Below are 12230 nucleotides of genomic sequence, written 5' to 3' on the forward strand. Positions count from 1 at the left end.
CACGGAGGTAGGAACACATGCAGCTCGGCCTGGTAGGGCTCGGCCGGATGGGCGGCAACATGCGCGAGCGGTTGCGCGCCGCCGGGCACGAGGTGGTCGGCTTCGACCACAACGCGGAGCTGAGCGATGTCGCGACCCTGGCGGAGCTGGCGGAGAAGCTGGAGTCACCCCGCGCGATCTGGGTCATGGTCCCCGCCGGCGTCACCGACGCGACCATCGACGAGCTCGCCGACGTCCTCGGCGAGGGCGACATCATCATCGACGGTGGCAACTCCCGCTTCAGCGACGACGCGCCCCGCGCCGAGCGGCTGAACGAGCGCGGCATCGGCTACCTCGACGCCGGTGTCTCCGGCGGCGTCTGGGGCCGGCAGAACGGCTACGCGCTGATGGTCGGCGGCGCCCAGGAGCACGTCGACCGGCTCATGCCGATCTTCGAGTCGCTGAAGCCGGAGGGCGAGTTCGGCTTCGTGCACGCCGGGCCGGTCGGCGCCGGGCACTACGCCAAGATGGTGCACAACGGCATCGAGTACGGCCTGATGCACGCCTACGCCGAGGGCTACGAGCTGCTGGCCAAGTCCGAGCTGGTCACCAACGTGCCGGGCGTGTTCAAGTCCTGGCGCGAGGGCACCGTGGTCCGCTCCTGGCTGCTCGACCTGCTGGACCGGGCCCTCGACGAGGACCCGGAGCTGGCCGAGCTGAGCGGCTACACGGAGGACACGGGCGAGGGCCGCTGGACGGTCGACGAGGCCGTCCGGCTGGCCGTACCGCTTAACGTGATCACCGCCTCGCTCTTCGCCCGCTTCGCCTCCCGCCAGGACGACTCGCCCGCCATGAAGGCCGTCGCCGCGCTGCGCCAGCAGTTCGGCGGCCACGCCGTCCGCAAGCGCTGACCGGTATCCACAGCCTGTGTACGTCCGCCGGCTCGAACTGGTCGACTTCCGCTCGTACGAGCGGGTCGGCGTGGACCTGGAGCCGGGGGCGAACGTCCTGATCGGCGCCAACGGTGTCGGCAAGACCAACCTGGTCGAGGCGCTGGGCTACGTGGCGACCCTGGATTCGCACCGGGTTGCCACGGACGCCCCCCTCGTCCGGATGGGCGCCTCCTCGGCGGTGATCCGCTGCGCGGTCGTGCACGAGGGGCGCGAGCTGCTGGTCGAGCTGGAGATCGTTCCGGGCAAGGCCAACCGGGCCCGGCTCGGGCGGTCGCCGGCCCGCCGCGCGCGGGACGTCCTCGGCGCGCTCCGGCTCGTGCTGTTCGCCCCGGAGGACCTGGAACTCGTCCGGGGCGACCCGGCCGAGCGCCGTCGCTACCTCGACGACCTGCTGGTCAGCCGTCAGCCCCGGTTCGCCGGGGTGCGGGCCGACTACGAGCGGGTGGTCAAGCAGCGCAACGCGTTGCTGCGCACCGCGTACCTGGCCCGCAAGACGGGCGGGTCGCGGGGCGGGGACCTGTCGACCCTCGCGGTCTGGGACACCCACCTGGCCCGACACGGCGCCGAGCTGCTCGCCGGCCGGCTGGAACTGGTCGCCGCGCTGGGGCCGCACGTGACGAAGGCGTACGACGCCGTCGCGGCGGGACGGGGGGCCGCCGGGATCGCGTACCGGCCGTCGGTGGAACTGGCGGAGCCCACCACCGACCGCGAGGCCCTGGCGGCGGCGCTGACCGCCGCGCTCGCCGAGTCCCGCTCCGCCGAGGTCGAGCGGGGCACCACCCTGGTCGGCCCGCACCGCGACGAGCTGGCGCTGACGCTGGGCCCGCTGCCCGCCAAGGGGTACGCGAGCCACGGCGAGTCCTGGTCGTACGCCCTGGCGCTGCGCCTCGCCGCCTACGACCTGCTCCGTGCCGACGGCATCGAGCCGGTGCTGGTGCTCGACGACGTCTTCGCCGAGCTGGACGCCGGGCGGCGGGAGCGGCTGGCGGAGCTGGTCGGCGGGGCGAGCCAGCTGCTTGTGACCTGCGCGGTCGACGAGGACGTGCCGGTGTCCCTGCGTGGCGCCCGGTACGCCGTGGGCGAGGGGACGGTGCGACGTGCCGGATGAGCAGCTTCCGCCGGCCCGGCTCGGCCCGGGCCGCGGCGACGGAACGACCGGCGGCGACTCCGGCGGCGCGGCGGGCGGCGACGCACCGGCCGGGGCGAGCGGCCCGGAGCTGGCGCGGGCCGTGCTGGACGCGGCGCGCGCCCGCCGGGAGTCGGCGGCCCGAACGCGTCGGCGTGCCCCCGGCGGGGGCGACGGCGAGGGCGGCCAGCGGCGGCTGCGCGGCTACTCCGGCCCCGGGCCGGACCCGCGCGATCCGCAGCCGCTCGGCGCGGTGCTCAACCGGTTCGTCAAGGCGCGCGGTTGGCAGCAGCCGGCGGCCGAGGCGACGGTGTTCGGCGCCTGGGAGCGGGTGGTGGGCCCGGAGGTGGCCCAGCACAGCCGGCCGGTGAAGCTGGAGGACGGCGAGCTGACCGTGGAGGCCCGCTCGACCGCGTGGGCCACCCAGCTGCGGCTGCTGGCCGGCTCGCTGCTCAGGCAGATCGCCAGCGAGGTCGGCCACAACGTGGTGCGCAAGCTGCACATCCACGGTCCGGCGGCGCCCTCCTGGTCGAAGGGCCCGCGCCGGGTCCGTGGCCGCGGCCCGCGGGACACCTACGGCTGACGGTCAGCGACCCTCGCGCCGGGCCTCCCGCTCGGCGCGCTTGCGCTCGCGCTGCTCGCGGCTCCACTGCTTGCGCCGCTCCAGGTCCCGCTTCCACGCCTCCCGGGCGTGGTTCGAGCCGCCCTGCACCGCGCCCTGGACCTCTGGCGGGCCGGCGAGGCGCCGGAACGCCCAGGCCATCAGGCGGCCGCCCTCGCCCGGGGCCTTCGGGGTGGGCTTCTCCTCGGTCATCGCCTGGCCTCCGGTGCGACGGGAACGATTGGCGTGCAAACCATTGGTACACCAATCATTGGTACGCTCGCAACGACGACGAGGAGGCCCGCCCGTGACAGACCAGCCCGACGGGGATCCCCTGGCGCTGGAAGAGCAGGTGTGCTTCGCGCTCTCCGTCGCCGCGCGCGGCGTGGTCGCCGTCTACCGCCCCCTGCTGGAGCCGATGGGGCTCACCCATCCGCAGTACCTGGTGATGCTCGCCCTCTGGCAGCACGCGCCGCTGTCCGTACGCGATCTCAGCCGCCTGCTCCAGCTCGACCCCGGCACGCTGTCGCCCCTGCTCAAGCGGCTGGAGGCGACCGGCTACGTCCGGCGCGAGCGCGACCCCGCCGACGAGCGGAGCCTCGCGGTGACGCTGACCGCCGCCGGCCAGGCGCTGCGGGCGCGGGCCGAGCAGATCCCACCCGCGATCGTCGAACGGCTCGGCATGCCGGTCGAGGACCTGCGCCACCTGCACGCCGTGCTGACCCGGGTCATCGACGCCGCCAACCGCGGGTCAGCCGCCGAGAAGGGTCAGGCGTCGGCGTAGACGGCGAAGCCGCGGTCGGCGCAGCGCCGGTAGAAGGCCGCCAGCACGGCCAGCTCGGCGCAGGTGAAGTTCCACTGCGGCGGCTCGCCGCTCTCGTCGCGCAGCGCGTCCAGGCGGCTGTCGAGCCAGCGCAGCTGCTGCTCGGCCAACCGCCCGTCGGCGAGCAGCGACCGCAGCACCTGGCTCACCGAGTCGAAGGTGACGTCCTCGCCGTGCGGGCGGTGGCCGGTCACGAACCGCTCGATGCCGCCGGCGACCCAGGCGCAGCCGTCGGGATCGATCACCGGATCCTCGTCCTCGGCCGCCGCGTCAGTGGCGTAGAGCACACCCTCCAGGCCGAGCAGGAGGTCGACCAGCTCGGTGTACGCGGTCGCCCGCACGGTACCGGTCTTGGCGATCAGCTCGGCTAGCGCCGCGGTGGGCGCGGAGATGCGGGGCATGTCGACGATGTCGCCGAAGTCGACGAACTCGGCCGGCGCGACCGGATCGTAGAAGCGGCCGGTCCGCGGCCACTGCACCGCGACGTTGTCCAGCCCCATCGGGCGTCACCTCTTCGAGAGCACGGATAGTTCGTATCGGCTCGATCGTCCGGTTCCGGCCCGAAAAGATCAAGGCCGGGCCGACGGCGTGGCGGCGGTGGCGTTCCCGCCGCCCGACCGGCACCGATCGTCAGGCGGCGCCGCCCTCGATCGCCCCCTGGCGTGTAGGGGGAGTCGCGGGCGGCGCGGTTCGGCCGGCTACGTCGGTCTCAGCCGCCTCGCAGGGGTGCCGAGTGGTGGTTCTGTCGTCCGCGCACAGTAAGATTGAGCCTGAGACGAAGACCCGGTGCGGAGCGACGAGACACGGGCCCGGAGCGGGGCCCGCGATCATTGTCCACGTCGGGTCGAGCCGATCGCGATCCGCGGGCAACCGCGGCGACCGGCGCGTTCGACCCGTACCCCGGAATTGTCCCCGGTGCCGGTCTGCGCGTCGACGTCGCGTCCTGTCCGCCGAACCCGCGCCCGACGCGCCACCAGGTGCGGACGGCGCGAGAAAGTGGCCGAAGGTGGCAGCGCAGGACAAGCAGGAGTACGGCGCCGGGTCGATCACCGTTCTCGAGGGGCTGGAGGCGGTCCGGAAGCGCCCCGGTATGTACATCGGGTCGACCGGTGAGCGCGGTCTGCACCACCTGGTGTGGGAGGTCGTCGACAACGCGGTGGACGAGGCGCTGGCCGGCCACTGCGACACCATCGACGTGGTGCTGCTCGCCGACGGCGGGGTCCGGGTCACCGACAACGGCCGGGGTTTCCCGGTCGACCTGCACCCGAAGCTGAAGAAGCCGGGTGTCGAGGTGGCGCTGACCGTGCTGCACGCGGGCGGCAAGTTCGACGGCAAGGCGTACGCGGTCTCCGGCGGTCTGCACGGCGTCGGCGTCTCCGTGGTGAACGCCCTCTCCACCAAGATGGCGGTGGAGATCCACAAGTCCGGCTTCGTCTGGCGGCAGCAGTACCACAACTCAAAGCCGACCCCGCTGGAGAAGGGCGAGTCGACCGACCGCACCGGCTCCGCGGTGGCCTTCTGGCCCGACGCCGACGTGTTCGAGACGGTCGACTTCGACTTCCAGACCATCTACCGGCGCCTCCAGGAGATGGCCTTCCTCAACCGGGGCCTCACCATCCACCTGCTCGACGAGCGGGTCCCGGAGGGCGAGGAGGGCAAGCCGCGCGAGGTCACCTTCTGCTACAAGGGCGGCATCGCCGACTTCGTCCGGCACCTCAACGCCTCGAAGAACCCGATCCACAAGACCGTGGTCGAGTTCGGCGCTGAGGAGGAGGGCATGTCGGTCGAGATCGCCATGCAGTGGAACGAGTCCTACGGCGAGTCGGTCTACACCTTCGCCAACACGATCAACACCCACGAGGGCGGCACCCACGAGGAGGGCTTCCGGGCCGCGCTGACCAGCGTCGTCAACCGCTACGGCACCGACAAGAAGCTGCTCAAGGGCGACGAGAAGCTCTCCGGCGAGGACATCCGCGAGGGCCTGGCCGCGATCATCTCGGTCAAGCTGGCCAACCCGCAGTTCGAGGGCCAGACCAAGACCAAGCTGGGCAACACCCCGGTGAAGAGCTTCGTGCAGCGGGTCTGCAACGAGTGGCTGGTCGACTGGTTCGACCGCAACCCGGCCGAGGCGAAGATCATCATCCAGAAGGCGTCCCAGGCCGCCCGGGCCCGGATCGCCGCGCAGCAGGCGCGCAAGCTGGCCCGGCGCAAGTCCCTGCTGGAGTCCGGCTCGATGCCGGGCAAGCTGGCCGACTGCCAGTCCACCGACCCGCGCGAGTCCGAGGTCTTCATCGTCGAGGGCGACTCGGCCGGCGGCTCGGCCAAGCAGGGCCGCGACCCGCGGACCCAGGCGATCCTGCCGATCCGCGGCAAGATCCTCAACGTGGAGAAGGCCCGGATCGACCGGGTGCTGAAGAACAACGAGGTCCAGGCGCTGATCACCGCGCTGGGCACCGGCATCCACGACGACTTCGACATGGAGAAGCTGCGCTACCACAAGGTGGTGCTGATGGCCGACGCCGACGTCGACGGCCAGCACATCCAGACGCTGCTGCTCACGCTGCTCTTCCGCTTCATGCGCCCGCTGGTCGAGATGGGGCACGTCTACCTGGCCGCCCCTCCGCTCTACAAGATCAAGTGGAACAAGCGCGGCGACGACGCGCAGTACGCGTACTCGGACCGCGAGCGGGACGGGCTGATCGCGCTGCGCCAGCAGAAGAAGCCGAACGCGAAGCCGGACGACATCCAGCGGTTCAAGGGCCTCGGCGAGATGAACTACCCCGAACTGTGGGAGACCACGATGAACCCGGCGACGCGTACGCTGCGTCAGGTCACGCTCGACGACGCGGCCACCGCCGACGAGTTGTTCAGCGTGCTGATGGGTGAGGACGTCGAGGCGCGCCGCTCGTTCATCCAGCGCAACGCCAAGGACGTCCGGTTCCTGGACATCTGACGGGTTCCGGCGGGCCGGCCGGTCATCCACCGGCCGACCCGCCTGTCCACAGAGTTATCCACAGCACGGCCGGTATCCACAGCCGTTATCCACAGCACGAAAACGACTCTGAGTCTGATAAGGGTTAACAGTGACCGATATCCCCGAGTCCACACCCAACGAGCCCGAGCTCCCGGAGACCGTCGCCGCCGTCGTCGCGCACGACCGCATCGAACCGGTCGGGCTCGAGGTGGAGATGCAGCGCTCCTACCTCGACTACGCGATGAGCGTCATCGTCGGGCGGGCGCTGCCGGACGTCCGGGACGGGCTCAAGCCGGTCCACCGCAAGATCCTCTACGCCATGTTCGACTCCGGCTACCGGCCGGACCGGGGCTACGTGAAGTGCTCCCGCGTGGTCGGCGACGTGATGGGTCAGTTCCACCCGCACGGCGACTCGGCGATCTACGACGCGCTGGTCCGGATGGCGCAGCCCTGGTCGCTGCGCTACCCGCTGGTCGACGGCAACGGCAACTTCGGCTCGCCGGGCAACGATCCTGCTGCCGCGATGAGATATACCGAATGCAAGCTCGACCCGCTGGCCATGGAGATGCTGCGGGACATCGACGAGGACACCGTCGACCTTCAGGACAACTACGACGGCCGGGCCAAGGAGCCCACCATCCTGCCGTCGCGGATCCCGAACCTCCTCGTCAACGGCTCCGAGGGCATCGCGGTCGGCATGGCCACCAAGATCCCGCCGCACAACCTGCGCGAGATCGGCGCGGCCGTGCAGTGGTGTCTGGAGCACCCGGAGGAGGACGAGGCCACCACCCTCGACGCGCTGCTGGAGATCGTCAAGGGGCCGGACTTCCCCACCCACGGCCTGATCGTGGGCACGCAGGCGATCCAGGACGCGTACCGCACCGGGCGCGGGTCGATCCGGATGCGGGCCGTGGTGGAGGTCGAGGAGGACAAGCGGGGTCGCCCCTGCCTGGTCGTCAGCGAACTGCCCTACCAGGTGAACCCGGACAACCTGGCCGAGCGGATCGCCGAGCTGATCAAGGAGGGCAAGCTCGCCGGCATCGCCGACATCCGCGACGAGTCCTCCGGGCGTACGGGCATGCGGATCGTGCTCGTGCTCAAGCGCGACGCGGTCGCCAAGGTGGTGCTGAACAACCTCTACAAGCACACCCAGCTCCAGGAGACCTTCGGCGCCAACATGCTGGCGCTGGTCGACGGAGTGCCGCGCACGCTCAACCTGGCCCAGTTCATCCGCTACTACGTCGAGCACCAGATCGACGTGATCCGCCGGCGGACGGCGTTCCGGCTGCGCAAGGCGGAGGAGCGGGCGCACATCCTGCGCGGTCTGTCCAAGGCGCTGGACGCCCTCGACGAGGTGATCGCCCTGATCCGGCGCTCGCCCACGGTCGAGGACGCCCGGCAGGGCCTCATCCGGCTGCTGGAGATCGACGAGATCCAGGCGACCGCGATCCTCGACATGCAGCTGCGCCGGCTCGCCGCGCTGGAGCGGCAGCGGATCCTGGACGACCTGGCCAAGCTGGAGCTGGAGATCGCCGATCTCAAGGACATCCTCGCCAAGCCCGAGCGGCAGCGCAGGATCGTCTCGGAGGAGCTGGGCGAGATCGTCGCCAAGTGGGGCGACGAGCGGCGCACCAAGATCGTGCCGTTCGAGGGCGAGGTCTCCATGGAGGACCTCATCGCCCGCGAGGACGTGGTGGTCACGATCACCCGTACGGGTTACGCGAAGCGGACCAAGGTCGACCTCTACAGGTCACAGCGTCGTGGCGGCAAGGGTGTCAGCGGGGCGACGCTCCGACAGGACGACATCGTCAGCCACTTCTTCGTATGCTCGACCCACGACTGGATGCTCTTCTTCACCAACAAGGGGCGCGTCTACCGGGCGAAGGCGTACGAACTGCCGGAGGCCAGTAGGGTGGCCAAGGGCCAGCACGTGGCCAACCTGCTCGCGTTCCAGCCTGACGAGCAGATCGCGCAGATCATCGAGATTCCGAACTACCAGGTGGCTCCCTACCTGGTACTTGCCACGAAGAACGGCCTGGTGAAGAAGACTCGGCTCGAGGAGTTCGACTCCCCCCGGTCCGGCGGCATCATCGCGATCAACCTGCGCGACGAGGACGAGCTGGTCGGGGCGGCGCTCGTCGCGCCGGAGGAGGATCTGCTGCTGGTCTCGAAGAACGCGCAGGCGATCCGGTTCAACGCGAGCGACGAGGCGTTGCGCCCGATGGGGCGGGCCACCTCGGGCGTGATCGGCATGCGCTTCAGCGAGGAAGACGTCCTGCTGGCCATGGAGGTGGTCCGCGAGGGTCTGGACGTTCTGGTGGCCACGAACGGGGGATACGCGAAACGCACCCCGATCGAGGAATACCCCGTGCAGGGCCGGGGAGGTAAGGGCGTGCTGACTGCGAAGATCACCGAGCGGCGCGGTGGTCTGGTCGGCGCGGTGGTGATCGACCCGGACGACGAGCTGTTCGCGATCACCAGCAACGGTGGTGTCATCCGGACTCCGGTGAAGCCTGTACGCCGTACGCGTGACCGGAACACAATGGGGGTCAAGCTGATGGACCTTCCGGATGGCGTGACTATCGTGGCGATTGCTCGCAATGCCGACGAGCCTGACGAACAGGACTAGTTGAATGACGGAGACACAGGCGAAGTCGGGGAACACGGGGACCTCGGCCACCCCGGTCGACGAGGAGGCCGCGAAGAGCGGCACACCAGCGACCGGCCGCGCGGCCGTGGGTCGGGCGACCGTCCCCGCCGACGCGCCTGCCCCGAAATTCACCCGGGCCCCCGGGATGACACCGCCTCCGGACAAGCCCTCCGAGGACGGCGACGCGGCGGACCGGACCGAGGCGGTGGGGGTCGACAAGCCGGCCCCCGCCGCCAAGCCGGCCGCCGCCACACCGACGACGACGCAGCCGCTGAAGGTCGGTGCCGCCCAGTCGACCGGCACCACCGGAACACAGCCGCGGATCACGGGCACCACCGGCACGCAGCCCCGCGTCACGGGCACCGCGAAGCCGCAGCCGGACGGCGCCCGCCCGACCGGTGCCGGCCGCCCCGCCAACGGGGGCGGCCTGCCGCCGGGTGTCAGTGGCGCCGCAGCCGTCGGGGCGGCCCGTGTGGGTGACGCGGTACGCGCCGCGCGTACGTCGGTCAGCTCGGCCGCGTCGCGCGGGCCGCGCCGTGCCCGGCTGAACCTCAAGCGGATCGACCCCTGGTCCGTCATGAAGTTCGCGTTCGCGGTCTCGGTGGTGCTCTTCATCGTCGTGGTGGTGGCCACCTCGGTGCTCTACCTGGCCCTCGACGCGATGGGCGTGTTCACCAGCGTCAACGACAGCCTGACCGACCTGGTCAGCGCGGGCGGCGGCCAGAGCACCAGCGGCTTCCAGATCACCGCCAAGGGCGTGATCCTCAGCTCGGCGCTGATCGGCCTGGTCAACGTCGTGCTGTTCACGGCGCTCGCCACGCTCGGGGCGTTCGTCTACAACGTCTGCGCGGACCTGGTCGGCGGCATCGAGCTGACCCTCGCCGAGCGCGACTGAACCACCTCGGAAGCCGGGGCACCGCCGAGCGCGGAGCCCCGGCTTCCGTGCGTTCGGAGCACGTCACCGGGCGTCCCGGGCGGGACGTGCGGGCGGCGTAATCGGCTGGGCCGGGCGGGAAGCCTCCGGTAGGTTCAGAAGCGACGGCAACGCCCGGACGTCGCGGCGGCCCCCGATTTGGGGCCGGACGGACGGATGGGTTAACCTTGCTCGTCGCCACGCGGGGCTATAGCTCAGTCGGTTAGAGCGCAGAGCTGATAACTCTGAGGTCGCTGGTTCGATTCCAGCTAGCCCCACCGCACATTCGTCCGACGGCAGTCGAGCGCGAGGGGTAGGCCCCATGTTCAAGAAGCTTCTGATCCTGGCCGGCGTCGTTGGTGTGGCAGCCGTGGTGGCCAGGAAGGTCAAGGCTTCCAACGACGAGCGCGCCCTGTGGCACGAGGCGACCACCGCGCCCGACCTGCGCTGATCTCGCTGGCACTGCCGGCACCGGCGGCGTCGTCCGCCCCGGGGGCCCTAGCTCAACTGGCAGAGCACTGCCTTTGCAAGGCAGGGGTTAGGGGTTCGAGTCCCCTGGGCTCCACCAGCACTTCCCTTGGTTGATCTCGGTCCCGAGTACAGCCAAGCGACTCTCGCAAAGAGATCAGCTGCTTGCGGATTGATCAACACTCCCGGTGGGGTGCTCCACCTTGGCACCCTGGCCCTGATCCGCTCCACGGTGTGTGGGTCGGCGGCATACGGGATGGCAGCAGAGGGGGAGGGCGTGCGATCTACGTGCGATAGCCGGCGGCAATGAGCGGTCAAGGGCGGTCAACCACGGGCAACGCCGATCGATGCGCCAGGAGGGCATACAAGAAGATCCCCACCTGCGTTTCCGCTAATGGGGATCTATTTAGCCCGGCGAAAGGCTATGTGGCCAGGGACGGGGTCGAACCGCCGACCTTCCGATTTTCAGACGGATGGTCCGATGGGTTGCCAGGAGGTTAGGCCAGCTGTCGGGCGCGGGTGGTGGTGACCGTCGCGGTGCCGCTGTTGGACAGGCCGGAGATTAGGTACGCCCGGTAGGTGCCGTCCGTCAGTACGGCCCACAGGTCCGGAGTGCCGTCGGCATTGATATCGGCGGCCTGCAACGTGCTGATCGCGACGCCGGTGTTCCAGTTCGCCGCTACCTGGTACTGGGTGTGGGTCAGCGTGCCGGTGCCGTCGCCGTTGTCGACCATGGTGACTCCGGTCCACAGGTACAGGTCACCGGTGCCGGCGTTGCGCAGGAAGAGCGCGATCCCTGAGGCGGTCTCGGTGCTGGCGAGGCTCCAGTTCTGCCAGTCGGTCCCGCCGGTCGGCGTGGGGTTGGTCAGGCCGGTGACGCCGTAGTAGAGGCCCGGCGCGAAGTAGTTGGGGTGGTAGCCGAGCCGGTAGCCGTTGGTGGCGTCACCGGCGATGCCGAGCAGGTCCGGGATGCCGGTGTCGACGCCGTCAGCCTGGAACGCGTTCACCAGCTGCAGAGGGCTGTTGCCGTTGGCGTCGATCAAATTGTCGTGTCCGATCGTGAACTGGTTGCCGCTGAGCGCCGGGTTGGTCATCGTGCCGTCCCCGGCGCCGCGGAGGACGCCGCCGACGCCGGCGGAATTTCCGGTCGGAAAGTAGTACAGGAAGTCCTGGCGGTCGACGTCGATGAAGCGTCCGGTGATGACCTGGGCACCGTCAAAGTCGGTCGGGGCGTTGTATTCGGTGACGCCAGTGCCGCGCAGGCCAATGTTGCTGGCTGGGGTTTGCACTTGGCCGGTGCCGACGCCGGTCTTGTGGGACTTCACACCGAGTGCCGACCAGACGCCGGAGCCGAGGCCAGTGCCCGGACCGCCGACGGCGACCAGGTCGGGCACCCCGTCGCCGTTGAGGTCCTTGTCGACCGGGCCGGTGGTGACGGTGGGCGTGGGCTTCGGCGCGGCCTGGGCTGGCAGGGTCGGGGCGAGCGCGGTCAGCGCCAGCGCCACGGGGGCGGTCCAGGCGAGCATGCGACGGGTTCTGAAGGAATTCGTCAAGGGTCCCCCCGTGCTGTGAGTAGTTTGCCGCCCGGACGGTACTGGATAACGGCAACTGCCACGGCCCCGTTTCGTCCGGGTCCGGGTCCCACGCAGGAGTTGGCTGTACAGCCATTGGTACAGCCAAGCCAGCCGACAGGCGCGATCAGGGGCCGACTGGAGGCTACAAGGCGAGCAGGTCAGCGGCAGG

11 protein-coding genes and 2 tRNA genes are annotated in these 12230 nt (G+C 70.4%); 10 read left to right on the forward strand and 3 right to left on the reverse strand.

Annotated elements, in window-relative coordinates; translation table 11 throughout:
• The first annotated feature begins 17 nt into the window (after window positions 1-17).
• From gnd to AC0OO9_RS14645, 3 genes are read left to right on the forward strand one after another with little or no spacing between them, the layout of a single operon-like run.
• Window positions 18-890, forward strand: a complete 873-nt coding sequence (gene gnd, locus AC0OO9_RS14635) for a phosphogluconate dehydrogenase (NAD(+)-dependent, decarboxylating) (protein WP_132235451.1) — start codon at window positions 18-20, stop codon at window positions 888-890.
• 16 nt (window positions 891-906) lie between these two features.
• Entirely contained in the window at window positions 907-2040 is a 1134-nt protein-coding gene (recF, locus tag AC0OO9_RS14640) for a DNA replication/repair protein RecF (RefSeq protein WP_484517650.1), read from the forward strand.
• Complete coding sequence (locus tag AC0OO9_RS14645; protein ID WP_484517651.1) at window positions 2030-2641, forward strand: DciA family protein; 612 nt, start codon at window positions 2030-2032, stop codon at window positions 2639-2641. The genes recF and AC0OO9_RS14645 overlap by 11 nt, the downstream gene beginning before the upstream one ends.
• 3 nt (window positions 2642-2644) lie before the next feature.
• On the opposite strand, the gene AC0OO9_RS14650 is transcribed toward AC0OO9_RS14645, so the two are convergent.
• Window positions 2645-2872: a hypothetical protein gene (locus AC0OO9_RS14650; RefSeq protein ID WP_132235445.1), complete on the reverse strand. Its 228-nt coding sequence runs from the start codon at window positions 2870-2872 to the stop codon at window positions 2645-2647.
• Window positions 2873-2966: 94 nt separating this feature from the next.
• Between AC0OO9_RS14650 and AC0OO9_RS14655 the strand changes: the two genes are divergently transcribed.
• Entirely contained in the window at window positions 2967-3443 is a 477-nt protein-coding gene (locus tag AC0OO9_RS14655) for a MarR family winged helix-turn-helix transcriptional regulator (protein ID WP_484517652.1), read from the forward strand.
• Here the strand turns inward: AC0OO9_RS14655 and AC0OO9_RS14660 are convergent.
• Complete coding sequence (locus AC0OO9_RS14660; protein WP_484517653.1) at window positions 3428-3982, reverse strand: hypothetical protein; 555 nt, start codon at window positions 3980-3982, stop codon at window positions 3428-3430. The two genes, AC0OO9_RS14655 and AC0OO9_RS14660, sit on opposite strands and share 16 nt — an antisense overlap.
• A gap of 506 nt (window positions 3983-4488) precedes the next feature.
• On the opposite strand from AC0OO9_RS14660, the gene gyrB reads away from it, so the two are divergent.
• From gyrB to AC0OO9_RS14690, 6 genes are all read left to right on the forward strand, one after another.
• Complete coding sequence (gyrB, locus tag AC0OO9_RS14665) at window positions 4489-6435, forward strand: DNA topoisomerase (ATP-hydrolyzing) subunit B (RefSeq protein WP_484517654.1); 1947 nt, start codon at window positions 4489-4491, stop codon at window positions 6433-6435.
• A gap of 130 nt (window positions 6436-6565) precedes the next feature.
• The gene (gene gyrA / locus AC0OO9_RS14670) at window positions 6566-9085 is read left to right on the forward strand and encodes a DNA gyrase subunit A (protein ID WP_311409976.1); all 2520 of its coding nucleotides are present in this window, start codon (window positions 6566-6568) and stop codon (window positions 9083-9085) included.
• A gap of 4 nt (window positions 9086-9089) precedes the next feature.
• Window positions 9090-10001, forward strand: a complete 912-nt coding sequence (locus AC0OO9_RS14675) for a DUF3566 domain-containing protein (protein ID WP_484517655.1) — start codon at window positions 9090-9092, stop codon at window positions 9999-10001.
• A gap of 222 nt (window positions 10002-10223) precedes the next feature.
• Window positions 10224-10297, forward strand: a tRNA-Ile gene (locus AC0OO9_RS14680).
• A 44-nt stretch (window positions 10298-10341) separates the two neighbouring features.
• Complete coding sequence (locus AC0OO9_RS14685; RefSeq protein WP_210834795.1) at window positions 10342-10470, forward strand: DLW-39 family protein; 129 nt, start codon at window positions 10342-10344, stop codon at window positions 10468-10470.
• Between the two features lie 41 nt (window positions 10471-10511).
• Window positions 10512-10587, forward strand: a tRNA-Ala gene (locus tag AC0OO9_RS14690).
• A 397-nt stretch (window positions 10588-10984) separates the two neighbouring features.
• Here the strand turns inward: AC0OO9_RS14690 and AC0OO9_RS14695 are convergent.
• A complete protein-coding gene (locus AC0OO9_RS14695) occupies window positions 10985-12013 on the reverse strand; it encodes a hypothetical protein (RefSeq protein WP_484517656.1) in 1029 nt (342 codons plus the stop codon).
• Window positions 12014-12230 lie beyond the last annotated feature (217 nt).

The organism is Micromonospora sp. USAFONa4, assembly GCF_057197825.1.